The following is a 15479-nucleotide window of genomic DNA, read 5'->3' as shown; positions in this document are numbered from 1 at the left end:
CGCGGGTGGTCGCGGTGGTCAGTGGGTGCGCGGGTGGTCGCCGCCGTTGATCTGGTCTATCGCGTGGTCCAGGACGGTGCCCAGGACGGTCATGCCGTCGCGGACGCCCCCGGTGGAGCCGGGCAGGTTGACGATCAGCGTGCTGCCCGCGGTTCCGGCGAGCCCCCGGGACAGGACGGCGGCGGGCACCTTGTCGCGTCCCTCCTGGCGGATCGCCTCGGCCAGCCCGGGGATCTCGCGGTCCAGGACGCGCGCGGTCATCTCCGGGGTCTGGTCGAGCGGCGTGAGGCCCGTCCCGCCGGACGTCACCACGAGGTCGTAGCCCGCCTCGACCGCGTCCCGCAGGACGCCCTCGACCGGTTCGCCGTCGGGGATCACCACCGGGCCGTGCACCTGGCAGCCGAGGTCTTCGAGCATCTCGACCAGCACGGGCCCGGACTTGTCGGCGTACACGCCCGCCGCCGCGCGGTTGGACACCGTCACGGCCATCGCCCTGATCACTGGCCGCGCCGCCAGACGCCGGTCTTGCCGCCGGTCTTCTCCTCGACGCGGACGTCGGTGACCGTGGCGGCGGGGTCGACGGCCTTGACCATGTCGATCAGCGCGAGCGCGGCGACCATGACCGAGGTCAGGGCCTCCATCTCGACCCCGGTGCGGTCGGCCGTGCGGACGGTGGCGCCGATCGCCACGCCGTCGTCCTCGATCGTCAGCGTGACCGAGACGCCGTGCAGGGCGATCGGGTGGCACAGCGGGACGAGGTCGGGCGTGCGCTTGGCCCCCATGATCCCGGCGATGCGGGCGACCGCGAGCGCGTCGCCCTTGGGGACGTCGCCCGCGCGCAGCAGCGCGACGCAGTCGGCCGAGAGCCGGACGAACCCCGACGCGGCGGCGGTGCGGGCGGACACGTTCTTGGCCGACACGTCCACCATCCGGGCCGCGCCCTTGGAATCCAGATGGGTGAACTCCGAGCCCATGGCGCTCACGACGGCAACCTCCACACCTCGACCCGCGAACCGGCGGGCACCTTCTCGGCGTCCTCGGGGAGGACGACCAGCGCATTCGCAGACGACAGCGACCCGAGCTGGTGCGAGCCCTGCCCCTCGGCCGGGACGACCGAGTAGGCGCCGCCGCCGAACGAGAGGCGTCCCCGCACATACTGGCGCAGCCCGGCCGGGGACGCGAGATCGGCGCCCAGGACGGCGGTGACGGTCGGCAGCGGGTCGGGTGGCAGGCCCTGCATCGCGCGCAGGGCGGGACGCACGAAGACCTGGAACGAGACGTACGCGCTCACCGGGTTGCCCGGCAGCGTGAAGATCGGGGTGCCCTCCAGCAGCCCGAAGCCCTGCGGCTTGCCCGGACGCATCGCGACCTTGTGGAACTTCACGGTCCCGGCGCCGGTGAGGACCTCCTTGACCACGTCGCGGGCGCCCATCGACACCCCGCCCGAGGTGATCAGCGCGTCGGCCCGCATGAGCTGGTCTTCGAGCGTCTCCATCACCCGATCGGGTTCGTCCCCGACCGTGGCCTGCCGGTACCCGACCCCGCCCGCCTCGGCGACGGCGGCGGTCAGCATGAAGCTGTTGGAGTCCCAGATCTGGCCGGGCGACAGCTCGCTGCCCGGTTCGCGCAGTTCGTTGCCCGTAGAGAGCACCACGACGCGCGGTTTGGGCCGGACGTGCACGCGCGAGCGTCCGCAGGACGCGAGCATCCCGAGCTGCGCGGCGCCCAAACGGGTGCCTTCGGCGGCCACGACCTGACCCGCGACGACGTCCTCGCCCGCGCGGCGGATGTAGTGCCCGGACGGGGCCGGGCGCGTGATCAGGACGTTGGCCGTGCCGCCGTCCGTCCACTCGACGGGGATGACCGCGTCCGCGCCCCCGGGGAGCGGGGCCCCGGTCATGATGCGCGCCGTCAGCCCCGGCCTGATCGCCGTAACTCCCGAGTCGCCCGCGGCGATATCACCGATGACCGGGAGTGCCACCGGATCGGCCTCGGTGGCCCCGGCCACGTCGGACGCGACCACCGCGTACCCGTCCATGGCGGAGTTATCGAAGGGAGGGAGGGGAACCGGTGCCGCCACCGGTTCGGCGAGGACGCCCCCCTCTGCCTCAAGCAACTTCAGTTCCAGCGGCGGCAGCAACGGCACCGCGCCGAGGATCTCCGCGAGGTGCTGGTCGACCGTTCTCATGCCCACACAGAGCAGTGTCTCGCGTGCCGGCCCTCCTACGCGCCTATGACGCGTCGTGCCGCGCCACGAACTCGCGCAGCCACGGCATGAACTCGGGGGCCAGATCGTCGCGCTCGGACGCGAACTGCACCACAGTGCGCAGGTATTCCAGCTTGTTGCCCGTGTCGTAACGGCGTCCCCGGAACTTCACGCCGTAGACACCGCCGCCCTCCTCGGCGGGCGTGTCGGCCAGCGTGCGCAGCGCGTCGGTCAGCTGGATCTCGCCGCCGCGGCCGGGCGGGGTCTTCTCCAGAACGTCGAACACCGCCGGGTCGCAGACGTAGCGGCCGATGATGATCCAGTTGCTGGGCGCCTCCTCGACCGAGGGCTTCTCGACCAGGTCGGTGATGCGCACCACGTCGTCCTCGTCGGTGCCGGTGATCGCGGCGCAGCCGTAGGACGAGACCTGGTCGGGCGCGACCTCCTGGAGGGCCACCACGCTGCCCCCGTATCGCTGCCGCACCTCGATCATGCGGGTGAGCAGCTTGTCGCGGGCGTCGATCATGTCGTCGCCGAGCAGCACCGCGAACGGCTCGTTGCCCACGTGCCCCCGGGCACAATGGACGGCGTGACCCAGGCCGCGCGGGTCTCCCTGCCGGACGTAGTGCATGGTGGCAAGGTCGCTGGACTCGCGGACGGCCGCGAGGCGCTGCTCGTCGCCCTTGGCGCGCAGGGCCTCTTCGAGCTCGTACGCGCGGTCGAAGTGGTCCTCGATGGACCGCTTGCTGCGGCCCGTGATCATCAAAACGTCGTGGAGGCCGGCGCTGACGGCCTCCTCGACGACGTACTGGATCGCCGGTTTGTCGACGACGGGAAGCATTTCCTTGGGCGTCGCCTTGGTGGCGGGCAAGAATCGGGTACCGAGGCCGGCCGCGGGGACGACCGCCTTGAGAACGGGTTGGTAGTCAGCCATGAAGAGACCTTAGTCATCGACAGGGACCACACCGTGCATGACATCGAATCGAAACGCCTCCTACGCGAGGAACTCCTGGTGAAGCGGGCGGCAATGGACGCTGAAGCGCGTTCGGCGGCGTCCAGATCGCTGCGCGACGCGCTGCTGTCGGCACCCGAGACGCAGATGGCGGGAACGGTCGCGGCCTACGTTTCGATCGGCTCCGAACCCGACACCCGGGGGCTGCTGTTCGCGCTGTGGAAGCGGGGCGCGTACGTCCTGCTGCCCCGTCTCCTGCCGGACGGCGATCTCGACTGGGCGTCCTACGAAGGCCCCGACTCGCTGGCACCCGGGCCGCGCGGCCTGCTGGAACCGACCGAGCCGCCGCGCGGCCCCGGGGCCGTGGCCAGCGCGGACGTGGTGCTGGTCCCGGCGCTGGCGGCCGACAGGACGGGCATGAGGCTGGGACGCGGCGGCGGCTCCTACGACCGCGCCCTCGCCCGGGTCGGCCCCGCTATCCTCACCGCCGCCCTGCTGTACGACGGGGAGCTCGTGGACGAGCTGCCCGCCGAGGCCCACGACCAGCGCGTCCGGGCCGCCGCCACGCCGTCCGAGGGGCTGGTGCGCCTGCCCTGATTCCGGGGGTTCGAGGGGCGTGGCCGCGCGCCTGCGATATGTGAGAGATGCACGCATCTGTAGGATCTCTTAACGATCTCCTAACGCTACCTCGAAGGGTGGGATGTGCACCTCGATCTGTGGCTACTCATCGGAGCGACCCTCGTACTCTCGGCGATCATCGCGGTGCGGCTGTCGCATGGCGCCGGGCTGCCCACGCTGCTGGCGTATATGGGGCTGGGCCTCCTTCTGGGGGAGGCGGGCCCGTTCCACATCGAATTCGACGACGCGAAGGTCGCCGAGACCCTCGGGCTGGCGGCGCTCGTCCTGATCCTGGCCGAGGGCGGCGTCACCACCAACTGGCGCCATGTGCGCCCGGCCATGCCCGCCGCGCTGTCGGTGTCCATCATCGGGACGCTGATCAGCGTCGTCATCGTGGCGATGGCAACCATGTGGCTGCTGGACATGGACTGGCGCCTGGCCTTCCTGCTGGCGGCCGTCCTGGCCCCCACGGACGCGGCCGCCGTCTTCTCCGTGCTGCGCCGGCTGCCACTTCCACAGCGGCTGATGGGCCTGCTGGAAGCCGAGTCCGGCATCAACGACGCCCCCGTCGTGATCATCGTGATCACCCTCAGCGTCAACACCGACCCGCCCAACATCTTCGCCCTGCTCGCCCTGATGACCTACGAACTGGTCGCGGGCGGCCTGCTCGGCTTCCTCATCGCGTGGCTTGGAGCGTTCGCCCTGCGCCATGTGGCGCTCCCGGCGTCCGGCCTCTACCCGATCGCGGTGCTGTCCCTTTCGGTCGGCGCATACGGGGCCGCGACCATGTTGCACGCCAGCGGATTCCTCGCCGTGTACGTGAGCGCAGTCGTCCTGGGCAATTCCCGCCTCCCGCACGGACCCGCCACGCGCGGCTTCGCCGAAGGCATCGGGTGGCTCGCCCAGATCGGGCTCTTCATCATGCTGGGCCTGCTGGCGTCCCCCGGGGACCTCCCCGACCAGATCATCCCGGCCCTGATCGTCGGATTCGTCCTGCTGCTGGTCGCGCGTCCGGTCTCGATGGCGCTGGCGACGATGGGCTTCAAGATGACGTGGGGCGAGAAGGCGTTCGCGTCCTGGGCGGGCCTACGGGGCGCGGTGCCCATCGTCCTGGCCACCATCCCCATGGTGGAGGAGGTCCCGGGTGCCGACACGCTGTTCGCGATCGTGTTCAACATCGTGGTGGTGTTCACGCTGCTCCAGGGGCCGACCCTGCCCCTGGTGGCCCGCTGGTGCCGCCTGTCGAGCGACGACCAGGCCCGCGAACTGGACGTGGAGGCCGCGCCCCTGGAGGCGCTGCACGCGGACCTGCTGGAGGTCCGCGTCCCGAACGACTCCCGCCTCAACGGCGTGGAGATCTTCGAGCTGCGGCTCCCCCAGGGCGCCTCGATCACCCTCGTGGTGCGGGACGGCGAGAGCTTCGTCCCCGAAAAGACGACCGCCCTCCGCGCCGGCGACACCCTGCTCGTGGTGGCCACCGAGGCCGTCCGCGAAACCGCCGAACGCCGGCTCCGAGCGGTCAGCCGCCGCGGCAAGCTGGCGGGCTGGTTCGGCGAGACCGGCGCATGACGCCGCACTCGCGGAAACGAGCACGACGGAGCGCTCGCGGAAACCGGCACGACAGGGCGCTCGCGGAAACGAGCAGGACAGGGCGCTCGCGGAAACGAGCACGACGGGCGGGCGCGCGCACATCGGCGGGACGGGCTGCCGGGCTCTGTCGCGGTGGATGAGGGAACGTGGGGGCCGGAAACACTGGAGTGGACGAATCAGGGCGAGGTCCGGGGCAGGTGGGACGGCCGGTGCAGGACAGGGCGGCGAGCGCCCGGGAACAGACCGGCGACCAATCCCGTTGCATGCATGGGTAGCATTAGCACCCGGTCTCAGTGAGTGCCAGCCCGGATCCGCCGGGCTGAGGCGGCAAGGAGGAACCGTGCCGACGTATCAGTACGTTTGCACCGAGTGCGGCGAGCCCATGGAGGTCGTGCAGAAGTTCAGCGATGACGCGCTGACCGATTGCCCGGCCTGCTCGGGCCGGCTCCGCAAGGTCTTCTCCGCGGCGGGCATCATCTTCAAGGGCAGCGGCTTCTACCGCACCGACAGCCGCGGCTCGGGCAAGTCGTCGACGCCCGTCGGCAGCTCGTCCAACGGCGGCTCGGACTCCTCGACGAGCCCGGCCAAGTCGGAGTCGTCCAGTTCGAGCTCCAGCGACAGCTCCAGCACCTCCTCCAGCTCGACGAGCTCCTCCTCGTCGTCCTCGGAGAAGGTCGCCTGATCCTTTTCGCCGGGGCCCGTCCCCGGCACGAGAACCGGAGGGACGCTCGCGTCCCCCCGGTTTTCGGCTTGTCCGGGACGGATCGTCACCCAGCCCCGGGGCCCTTCCCCGATCGTGTCGCACACAGCCCCGACGGGTGCGGCATAGGGCGTCCCCTGCCCCACCAGTGCCGAGTGCAGGCTGTGCAGTGCGGAGCGATGTTCCAGCAGGAGCCAGTCGTCCGCGCATAGAGCCGCGTAGTCGAGCATCGTCGGCAGGAAGTCGGGCGGCTCGTCGGCCACCATCTCGCAGTCGGCGACCCGATAGAGGTCGGTAAGCCGCGTTCGCGCCTCGCGCCTCCTCCGCTCGTCCTGACCTCGGTAGTACGTCAGGTGGAGGCTGCAACGGCGGCTCACCTCGACGTAGTGGGCGGCGAGGCCGACCAGAGGCGTGCGGTCCACATGATCGAGAAAGACGGACAGCCCCCTGGACGCGGCCCCCGCCGGAAGGTCGGCCACCGCGGCGCGCAGCATCGGCCGCCGGTCGTAAAAGCGCTGGTCAGGAAAGGTGAGCAGCAAGGACGCAGCCCGCCAGACCACGATCTCCACGTCTCCCCCTGAAGGCCCCGACGATCACAATGCCTGCACAATACGCAACGATGCGAACACTCTCCGCAGCTGCCCCCCTTACATCTTGAGACGTAGTAAGCGGTCATTCGGTGCCCCTGGAGAGGTAGCCACATCGCCCTCCCTCGCAGGACGTGATCTCGCCCCCCGTCCCACGACGATGAATACCGGCAGCAAGGAGGGTCTTTCCTTCCGAGCGGCACGGGCGGGCCGATCGAGATAGTACTTGACAAGTCTCTGAAGCGGAGACATTCTGAGGCCCGTCACCTTAAGACATATCTCGACTGAGCCTAGAGAACCGACACGGGAGAAAGACGATGAACGCACCGAATCCCCCACCTCCCCGATCACTGAGTTACCGGGTTGCCGCGATCATCGCGGGCCGGAAGACCAAATGGGCCGTCCTGGCCTTCTGGATCGTCCTGCTGGCCGCGCTCGGCCCGCTGGCCGGCAAGCTCGGCGACGTCGAGGAGAACGACGCGGCCGCCTGGCTGCCGAGCGGTGCCGAATCGACCCAGGTCATCAAGTTGCAGGAACAGTTCCGCAAGGACGAGACGATGCTCGCGGTCATCGTCTACGAGCGTTCCAGCGGGATCACCGAGGCGGACCAGAACAAGGCCAAGGCCGACACCGCCGCGTTCGCCAAGCTTCCCGGCGCCGAGGCGCCCAAGGGACCGTTTCCGTCCAAGGACGGCAAGGCCCTGCAGAGCCTGGTGCCGCTGACCGACGTCGACCTCGGCAAGGCCGTCGACGAAGCGCGTGACATCGCCGAGCGCGGACCTCCCGGACTGACCACCCATGTCACCGGCCCCGCGGGCGCCGGCGCCGACATGTTCAAGGTCTTCGAGACCCTGGACGGCTTCCTGCTGATGGCCGCCGGGATCGTCGTCATCGCCCTCCTGCTGCTCATCTACCGCAGCCCCACCCTGTGGTTCGTCCCCGTACTCAGCGCGGTCTTCGCGCTCGGCCTCGCCCAGGCCGTCGTCTACCTGCTGGCCAAGCACGCCGACCTGACCGTGAACGGCCAGAGCGGCGGAATCCTCACCGTCCTGGTGTTCGGCGTCGCCACCGACTACGCGCTGCTCCTGGTCGCCCGCTACCGCGAGGAGCTGCACCGCCACACCGACCGGCACGAGGCCATGGCCTACGCCCTGCACCGCGCGGCCCCGGCCATCATCGCCTCCGCCGCCACCGTCGCCGTCGGCCTCCTGTGCCTGCTGGCCGCCGAGATGAACTCCACCAAGGGCATGGGCCCCGTCGCCGGCGCCGGCGTCATCACCGCCCTGGCCGCCATGACCACCCTGCTGCCCGCCCTGCTGGTGATCTTCGGACGCTGGCTGTTCTGGCCGCTGGTCCCCCGTTACGACGAGAAGTACCTCAAGCCCGAGGCGTTCGAGGCCGAGCACGGCATCTGGTCGCGCATCGCCGGCCTGGTCAGCAAGCACCCCCGCATCCTGTGGGCCGCGACGTCCGTCGGCCTGGTCGCCCTGACCTTCGGCCTGGGCTCGCTCAAGGCCGACGGCCTCTCCGACGCCGGCCAGTTCGTCGACAAGCCCGACTCGATCGTCGGCGCCGAGGCCGTCTCCCGCCACTACCCGGCGGGCTCGGGAGCCCCGGCCGTCATCATCGCCAAGCAGTCGGCGTCCACCCAGGTCGCCACCGCGGTCGGCCGCACCCCGGGTGTCGCCGAGGTCAGCCCCGCCGTCAACGCGAACGGGCTCGTCCAGTACGAGGCCACCCTGCGCCACGCGGCCGACAGCAAGGCCGCCCAGGAGACCATCGACCGCCTACGCGACACCGTCCACGGGGTCCCGGGGGCCGAGGCCAAGGTCGGCGGAACCACCGCGACCAACCTCGACACCAGCAGAGCCGCCTCCCGAGACAACAAGGTCATCATCCCGATCGTCCTCGCGGTGGTCTTCCTGATCCTGGTCGCGCTCCTGCGGGCCCTGGTCGCACCACTGCTGATGATGGCGACGGTCGTCCTGTCCTTCCTGGCCTCGCTGGGCGCCTGCGCGCTGATCTTCCAGCACCTGTTCGGCTTCGAAGGCACCGACGCGGGATTCCCGCTCCTGGCGTTCATCTTCCTGGTGGCCCTGGGCGTGGACTACAACATCTTCCTGATGCACCGCGTCCGCGAGGAATCGCAGAAGCTCGGCACCCGCCGCGGCGTCCTGCGCGGCCTCACCGTCACCGGCGGCGTCATCACCTCGGCGGGCCTCGTCCTGGCCGCCACCTTCGCCGCCCTGGCCACCCTCCCGCTGGTCTCGATGGCCGAGATGGGCTTCGTGGTCGCCTTCGGCGTCCTCCTGGACACCATCATCGTCCGCTCGCTCCTCCTCCCGGCCCTCTCCTACGAGATCGGCAGCCGGATCTGGACCCCCAGCCGCCTGGCCAAGGAGAGCGAGCCCACTCCCGAACAGCACAAGGTCTTGGACCCCGTCCACTAACCACTCCTCCACACCCAGGCGGGCCCCTCCACCAGGAGGGGCCCGCCGCCCCATTCGCACGGAACTCGCGTAGCCCACCGCGTCAGCGAGCCAACCGACAGACGGCGGACGGGGCGGGCAGGTTATCCACAGATCGCGCCCGGCCTCCCGGACCACCACTCCGGCTGGCTAACCTCGGCGCCATGTCCAAATCGGCTTCCGCTTCGCAGCCCTCCGCCGACATCGGCGTCATCGGCGGCTCAGGCTTCTACTCGTTCCTGGACGACCTCGAAGAGGTCCAGGTCGACACGCCCTTCGGCCCGCCCAGCGACCCGATCGCGGTCGGCGACCTCGACGGCCGCAGGGTCGCCTTCGTGCCCCGCCACGGCCGCGACCATCGCTACCCGCCGCACAAGATCCCGTACCGCGCCAACCTCTGGGCCCTGCGCTCCCTCGGCGTCCGGCAGGTCATCGCGCCCAGCGCCGTCGGCTCCCTCACTCCCGAATACGGGCCCGGCACGCTGGCCGTCCCCGACCAACTCGTCGACCGCACCTACGGGCGCCCGCAGACCTTCTACGACGAGGGCGGCGCCGTCCACGTCTCCTTCTCCGACCCCTACTGCCCCACCGGCCGCCGCACCGTCGTCGACAAGGCCGCCGCCTGGAACCCGGTGGACGGCGGAACCCTGGTCGTCATCGAGGGCCCCCGCTTCTCCAGCCGCGCCGAATCCCAGTGGTACGCCGCCCAGGGCTGGACCCTCGTCGGCATGACCGGCCACCCCGAGGCCGTCCTGGCCCGCGAACTGGCGCTCTGCTACACCCCGCTCTGCCTGGTCACCGACCTCGACGCCGGAATCGAAGAGGGCGAGGGCGTCACCATGCAGGAGGTCCTGCGCGTCTTCGGCGAGAACATCGGCCGCCTCCGCACCCTGGTCGCAGACGTGGTCCGAGCCACCCCCACCGACCGCACCTGCCCCTGCCCCAACACCCTCGACGGCATCAAGCTCCCCCGAGAGCTCCCCTAAACAGACCCCCAGGCCCGCGACATCACACCACCCAACCGCCCTAGACGGCTCCAAATCCCCTGGAACTCCATGAAGCACTTATCCCACTGGCGACGCCCCTTGGCGGCGACCTTCGCCGCCACAGGAGCCCTGGCCGCCCTCCTCACCCTCGCCCCAGAGCCACCACCCTCCACCCGCGTCCTGGCCGCCGCCCGCGACCTCCCCGCCGGGCGCACCCTCACCCCGTCCGACCTCCACCCGATCAACCTCCCCCCAGAGGCCACCCCCGCAGGCGCGCTACGCAGCAACCCCACCGGCCGCACCCTCTCCGCCCCCATGCGCCGCAACGAACCCCTGACCGACGCCCGCCTGACCAATGATCGAATGCTCGCCGACCAACCGGGAAAGGTCGCGACCCCGGTCCGCATCTCCGACGCCGGGGCCGTCCGCCTCCTCCACGTCGGCGACCGCGTCGACATCCTCGCGGGCGCCCGCCTCATCGTGACGTCCGTCCCGATCCTGGCGATCCCCCAGCTCAGACAGGGCGAAGACGGAGCCCTCATCGTCCTCGCCACCGACCGCCCCCAAGCGGCGGCACTCTCCGGCACCGACTCACGGCTCTCTGTATCCTTCACGGGACCTTGATAATGTCCCTCTGTTCCACCGCAATCACCCTGTGTCATAGGAGGAGCCCATGAGCGGTTTCAAGCAGTTCCTGCTCCGCGGCAACCTGGTCCAGCTGGCCGTAGCGGTCGTCATCGGCGCCGCCTTCGGAGCCCTGGTCACCTCATTCGTCACCGCCTTCATCACCCCCCTCGTCGCCCTGATCGGCGGCAAACAGGACTACAACGGCCTCTCCTTCAGCATCAACGGCACCAGATTCCCCTACGGCGTCTTCGTCACAGCCCTGATCTCCTTCCTCATCGTCGCCACAGTCGTCTACTTCTTCATCGTCCTACCGGTGGCCCACCTCCTGGAACGCCTCACCAAGGCCGAAGAAGCCACCGAATACCCCTGCCCCGAATGCCTCAGCGACATCCCCATCCACGCCCGCCGCTGCAAGTTCTGCACCACAGAACTCCCAGCCCCCGTCTAACTCCACCCCACCCAAACGCCCCCACCCCAGCCCCCACGCCACCACCCCAGAAAACCCAGCCCCCGCACCACAGCGCGGCAACAAGGCAACGGGCCAACGGGCCAACGGGCCAACGGGCCAACGGGCCAACGGGCCAACGGGCCAACGGGCCAACGGGCCAACGGGGCACAACAGCACGACGCCACAGCCCAGCCCCCAAAGCCCCACCACCTAGCTCCTCGGCATCACCCCCTGCCCAACCCCGCCCCGCACCACCGGTTCACTTTGCGCCACCCCGCTCCGCCGCGGCACACCAGAGGCGGAACAGCGCGGCGGACTACCGCAGCACTAAGCGACACACCCACACCACGCACCCCGCGCCACCCCGCCACAACGGGGCACTCCGCAACTTCGCCCGCCTGTCGTCTCTCGTAAGCACGCGTCCCAACCTGTCTGCAGGGTCTGGAACTCCGCCCGATCGCCCAACACCGCGTAGCCCCATCAACCGAACGCGACGTACTCGCCCCAGGCATTCACATCCAGGCGCCTACACTCCGCGCCGCCAGAGCCACTCCCGCCACTGCAGCGCCCCTCCAGCGATGAGCAGCCGGGGAAGGTCAACCTTGCTGGCCTCGGATGAGAGCGGAGAGGAAGTGCTTGGTTTCCGGGTCGGTGGAGTAGATGCGCATACCACGCGTGCTTCGGGTGAGCAGGACGCGATAGGTGTTGAGCGCTAGCGGCAGGTATTGATCGGGAGAAAGGTTCCTCATTGGACCGTCGTGGCTCTCATGCGGCTGAGCGAGCCAGCCTCCGTCGCGGTAGACGAGGTCGGGGCCGATGATGACGCCTCCGTAGTCGTACTCCAGGCCCTGGGCGGTATAAATACAGCCGATCTGCCGGTGACCTCCGGGGTCGGTAGCCCAAAAGTTGCGGTGTGGTGCGATGGGCGGATCGCCGATGGCCTGGTCAGCGTTCCAGGGCGCTTGCCAGGAACATTTGTGCCCAGCACGGTCCGTCCATTGGATGCTGACCTCGGGCAGCAGCGTGAACTGATCGCGGGCCCAGGGCCAGCAGAAGCCTGCCGTGGTCCTCGCACTGAAATTGCCTGCGGTGTGGTGGTCGATCCACTCTTGAAGCTCGATGGGGTCCTCGGCGAAGCCGAGGTCGAAGTCCCCCTCGGTCCAGGGCCGCGGAGTCTCGTAGAGGAGCTCGTCAACCCAGGTTGCGTAAGCACGTGATCCGTTGGAGCGGAAGCACCCGTTCAACGACAGATGATGAGGCTCGATGCCCTGCAAGGCCGCGAGTTGCTGAATCTCGTGGACGGTAATGCCTTCGGCAGGCCGGATGATCTGCCGCTCATCCAGGAAGAGCACAACAACCGGGACCCTCTCGATGATCTGGCGAAGGAGCCCCGTTCCGTTGTGGAGTCTTCGAAGACGTTGTGCCTCGTCCAGGATTGCCATCCGCGATCCACCCAGTGCCCGGGCGAGCATGGCTCCGGGGTTAAGGAACAGGTCCCTGCCAGCTGGAGTGTTGGCCGCCCGGCTCAGCTGTTTGATCAGCGTGCCGGACGGGCTGAGGTAGCGCGCATTGACTCCCGGATGCCGGAACAGGCGAGCGAGCAGGCGTGCGGCGATGATGGTCTTACCGCTTCCCGGACCGCCGGTGACCATGACGATGGCCCTGCCGCGCTGATCCATGGCGCGCTGGACGGCGTCCAAGATGCGCAGGAACGCGTTCTGCTGATCGCCGATGAGCACGAAGGTCTGTTGCTCGTCCAGCATGGCGGCCACGTTGTCCAACAAACGCTGGGATGGAGCCCAGCGCACCTTTTCGAATGCCGCAACCTGCTGGTCATCGGGAGGCTGAAGGTCCACGCAAAGCAGACGCTCTGCCAGTTCCTCTTCCGAGCATTCTTCAGAATCAAGATCTTCGCCGCTGAGAAGCGCGATTTCCGCCTGTCCCTGCCGCCGACCCGCTCGTAGATCTTGAAGTTGAGCGCTGGTGGCGTTGTGCAGGAACACCACCCCCCGAGCCACCAGCGGCTGTTCACCAGCCTCGAACCATTGCCGCAGGAACGCAAGGTAGCCATCCACCTGAACCACCGGATGGGAAACCTGTACACCATTGGGCAGTCGCACCTGAAGCTTGGAAAGGATCTCGACGGAGGTCCACTGCTTCAACTCGATAACTACGAGTGCCGGCACACCAGCCGCGGTGCGGCCCAGCAGAAGGGCGTCGATACGACCGGCTCCGCCGGGGCTGGCGAACTCCAGGTAGATCTGCATCTGCCCGAGGCCCGCTCGTAGCAGCGCGTCGACCATCGCTGGCCAGCTGTGCCGCCAACTGCGGTACTCGGGCTCGTCGACCGCCCTGAACGTGATCGTCTGGTAACGCTGCGCGCAACCGGCGAGAAACCCTGGGGTGTCCAGCCTCTGAGCCAGATCGGCCACTCGGCCTCGCCAGACGCAAGGAACCTCATCTACCGCATGATCCTGCTGTCCGCGATCGGCACCATGGGCGTTCCACGTCATGCCAGTACAGCACTGACGAAGAGGGAGTTACCTGAGCCGACAGCCACGGAGCCTCCTCAGCGAACGAAATGGCGACGTTCAAGCAAAACGTCGGATTCACAAACTTAGTCGCCACCTCGGACACACCGCTGGCCAACACCCGGTATCTCTCCATGAACGCGTCGTCCTCCCTGAGTGGCTCGCCTCCCCGCCAGTTTTCCCAGCCCACCAACGATCCGACTTGCAGAACCTTCCCTCAGCGTCCCTGCAGCCAAGCGCCCCCAGTTCCCTATCTCCGGCCACCTCCACTAACGTCACAGGCCCCCAAGTCGGCAACCGCACAGCGTCCCGGCCGCCACGAACCCATGCGGCGCCGAGCCGAAGTCGCATCGCCGCTCAATCGGGTGACCCGCTTCCTGGCGATGTCTCCGTCGGCAACTGTCTGGTTCTCCCCTATGTGCCGAAGCACCTCGAGAGTTCGCAAGTCACATACACCCCAGCAACGCACGGCCACGCTCCTGTCACGCCGCTAGGCCGGCCACGTGGCGAACCGAACAACCGAGCCCCGCCACAACGGCGCAGCGGGGCAGACGGCCGCACGGAGCAGCAGCCCGCACTGTCACCCGCACCAGCGCTCGGCCGCCACCTCCCCGCGCCAACCTGCTCCAGCGCAGCACGGAAGGGGCACTTGGGCTCAGCTTCAACTGCGCATCCCGTCGCAACGCTGCGGAGCCCAGCGATAAGCACTGCCGCCGCCAGCATGGCGAGGTGCGCTAGGCAGGCTCGCCCGCAGGGCCATGGGTAATCGGCCAGGCGACCAGGCCCCGGGAACCGGCGCAGGACGTCGCGTTCAGACAGGCCCAGCGCCGGGTGTCGTCGTGCCTGGGACATCGACGACAGATCCCTGCCGCACAAGCGTTCCCCGGCCTCGTGGCGACCGTCGTGGCCAGCCCAGCGCCCCTGTTGTCGATGTGCGGTGGATCGACATGATCGCGAGCCGAGCAGCACGGCCCGAACTGGCTGGTGGCGGAGGTCCGGGCGCGTGGGTTGTGGCCGGTTCGGGGCAGTGTCGTGGCCGGTGTGCTCGTTAGCCGAACTGGCCGGGCTGGTAGTCGCCAGCGGGGAGTTGGACGATGACGTTCGCATGGTTGTGGGCGTTGATGAGGGCGATGAGAGACACGAGGGCGGCGAGTTGTTCTTCGTCGTAGTGCTTGGCAGCGCTGGCCCAAGCCTCGTCGGTGACGCCGTCGGCGGCGTCCGCCAGGCGAGTGCCCTGCTCTGTCAGTTCCAGGGCGCGGCACGCTCGGCATCGGTGAAGACCTTGGCTTCGCGCCAGGCCGCGATCAGGTGGAGGCGAATGGAGGACTCTCCAGCGTGGGCGGCGTCCTTGCTGTGCATGTCGAGGCAGAAGCTGCAACCGTTGATCTGGCTCGCGCGGATCTTTACCAGTTCACGCGTGGCGGCGGGAAGCGTCGAACATCGATCGCCTTGTTCGCCGCAGTGAGGTACTTGACGACACTGGCCGCGATCGGGTTGGTGAAGAGGGGTGATGGCGTCCAAGGGCGTGTTCAAGTCCGGCTTGTGCGCCGCAGCCGATGAGCGGGCGGCTCTACGCGTGGGCAGCCCCCGCTAGGCCGAGCGAAGCCACGTCCCAGCCCGGCCAGTAGCCAGTCACGACGGCGTCCAGAAGGGATGACCAGATTTCACCGCCCACCACGGCTGCGGAGCGGGACGACCCGCGCGTCTGCAATCTCTGTTTCGATCGCTGAGCGAAACCAACAACAGCGTCCAGAAGCGGTGGTTGG

The 15479-nt window shown here is 68.9% G+C and carries 13 protein-coding genes and 1 pseudogene; 7 read left to right on the top strand and 7 right to left on the bottom strand.

The genetic code is table 11. From position 1 onward, the window contains the following. Positions 1-18: 18 nt before the first annotated feature. Genes ACQPY4_RS06415 through galU form a run of 4 tightly spaced genes read right to left on the bottom strand, consistent with a single transcriptional unit; the run spans position 19 to position 3140 of the window. A complete protein-coding gene (locus ACQPY4_RS06415) occupies positions 19-489 on the bottom strand; it encodes a MogA/MoaB family molybdenum cofactor biosynthesis protein (protein ID WP_433333419.1) in 471 nt (156 codons plus the stop codon). A gap of 8 nt (positions 490-497) precedes the next feature. Beyond that, entirely contained in the window at positions 498-974 is a 477-nt protein-coding gene (gene moaC, locus ACQPY4_RS06410) for a cyclic pyranopterin monophosphate synthase MoaC (RefSeq protein WP_433338824.1), read from the bottom strand. 5 nt (positions 975-979) lie between these two features. Further along, positions 980-2188: a molybdotransferase-like divisome protein Glp gene (glp, locus tag ACQPY4_RS06405; protein ID WP_433333417.1), complete on the bottom strand. Its 1209-nt coding sequence runs from the start codon at positions 2186-2188 to the stop codon at positions 980-982. A gap of 43 nt (positions 2189-2231) precedes the next feature. Continuing rightward, positions 2232-3140 carry a UTP--glucose-1-phosphate uridylyltransferase GalU gene (gene galU, locus ACQPY4_RS06400; protein WP_433333415.1) on the bottom strand — a complete coding sequence of 303 codons (909 nt, stop codon included), beginning with the start codon at positions 3138-3140 and terminating at the stop codon, positions 2232-2234. Positions 3141-3173: 33 nt separating this feature from the next. Between galU and ACQPY4_RS06395 the strand changes: the two genes are divergently transcribed. The 3 genes and pseudogenes from ACQPY4_RS06395 to ACQPY4_RS06385 all read left to right on the top strand — a co-directional run. Then, on the top strand, positions 3174-3755 hold the full coding sequence (locus tag ACQPY4_RS06395) for a 5-formyltetrahydrofolate cyclo-ligase (RefSeq protein WP_433333413.1): 582 nt from the start codon (positions 3174-3176) through the stop codon (positions 3753-3755). A gap of 105 nt (positions 3756-3860) precedes the next feature. Next, the gene (locus ACQPY4_RS06390) at positions 3861-5345 is read left to right on the top strand and encodes a potassium/proton antiporter (RefSeq protein ID WP_433333411.1); all 1485 of its coding nucleotides are present in this window, start codon (positions 3861-3863) and stop codon (positions 5343-5345) included. 157 nt (positions 5346-5502) lie between these two features. After that, a pseudogene (locus tag ACQPY4_RS06385) lies at positions 5503-5799 on the top strand (FmdB family zinc ribbon protein); the annotation flags it as partial. 62 nt (positions 5800-5861) lie between these two features. Here the strand turns inward: ACQPY4_RS06385 and narJ are convergent. After that, a complete protein-coding gene (narJ, locus tag ACQPY4_RS06380; protein ID WP_433333409.1) occupies positions 5862-6635 on the bottom strand; it encodes a nitrate reductase molybdenum cofactor assembly chaperone in 774 nt (257 codons plus the stop codon). Between the two features lie 335 nt (positions 6636-6970). Between narJ and ACQPY4_RS06375 the strand changes: the two genes are divergently transcribed. The 4 genes from ACQPY4_RS06375 to mscL all read left to right on the top strand — a co-directional run bounded on the left by ACQPY4_RS06375 (position 6971) and on the right by mscL (position 11182). Further along, positions 6971-9103 (top strand): MMPL family transporter, encoded by a 2133-nt coding sequence (locus ACQPY4_RS06375; protein ID WP_433333407.1) that lies wholly within the window; start codon positions 6971-6973, stop codon positions 9101-9103. Positions 9104-9285: 182 nt separating this feature from the next. Continuing rightward, positions 9286-10107, top strand: a complete 822-nt coding sequence (locus ACQPY4_RS06370) for an S-methyl-5'-thioadenosine phosphorylase (protein ID WP_433333405.1) — start codon at positions 9286-9288, stop codon at positions 10105-10107. Between the two features lie 69 nt (positions 10108-10176). Beyond that, on the top strand, positions 10177-10731 hold the full coding sequence (locus ACQPY4_RS06365; protein ID WP_433333403.1) for an SAF domain-containing protein: 555 nt from the start codon (positions 10177-10179) through the stop codon (positions 10729-10731). Between the two features lie 49 nt (positions 10732-10780). Further along, positions 10781-11182 carry a large conductance mechanosensitive channel protein MscL gene (gene mscL / locus ACQPY4_RS06360; RefSeq protein WP_433333401.1) on the top strand — a complete coding sequence of 134 codons (402 nt, stop codon included), beginning with the start codon at positions 10781-10783 and terminating at the stop codon, positions 11180-11182. 596 nt (positions 11183-11778) lie between these two features. Here the strand turns inward: mscL and ACQPY4_RS06355 are convergent. Together ACQPY4_RS06355 and ACQPY4_RS06350 are read right to left on the bottom strand one after the other, a co-directional pair. After that, positions 11779-13614 (bottom strand): DNA/RNA helicase domain-containing protein, encoded by a 1836-nt coding sequence (locus ACQPY4_RS06355; RefSeq protein ID WP_433333399.1) that lies wholly within the window; start codon positions 13612-13614, stop codon positions 11779-11781. A 1341-nt stretch (positions 13615-14955) separates the two neighbouring features. Next, entirely contained in the window at positions 14956-15234 is a 279-nt protein-coding gene (locus ACQPY4_RS06350; RefSeq protein ID WP_433333397.1) for a carboxymuconolactone decarboxylase family protein, read from the bottom strand. Positions 15235-15479 lie beyond the last annotated feature (245 nt).

Source organism: Spirillospora sp. CA-294931, from assembly GCF_050946795.1.
Taxonomy (GTDB): domain Bacteria; phylum Actinomycetota; class Actinomycetes; order Streptosporangiales; family Streptosporangiaceae; genus Spirillospora.
Note: the sequence above shows the minus strand (reverse complement) of the source record. Positions and strands in the feature narration are given on the sequence as shown.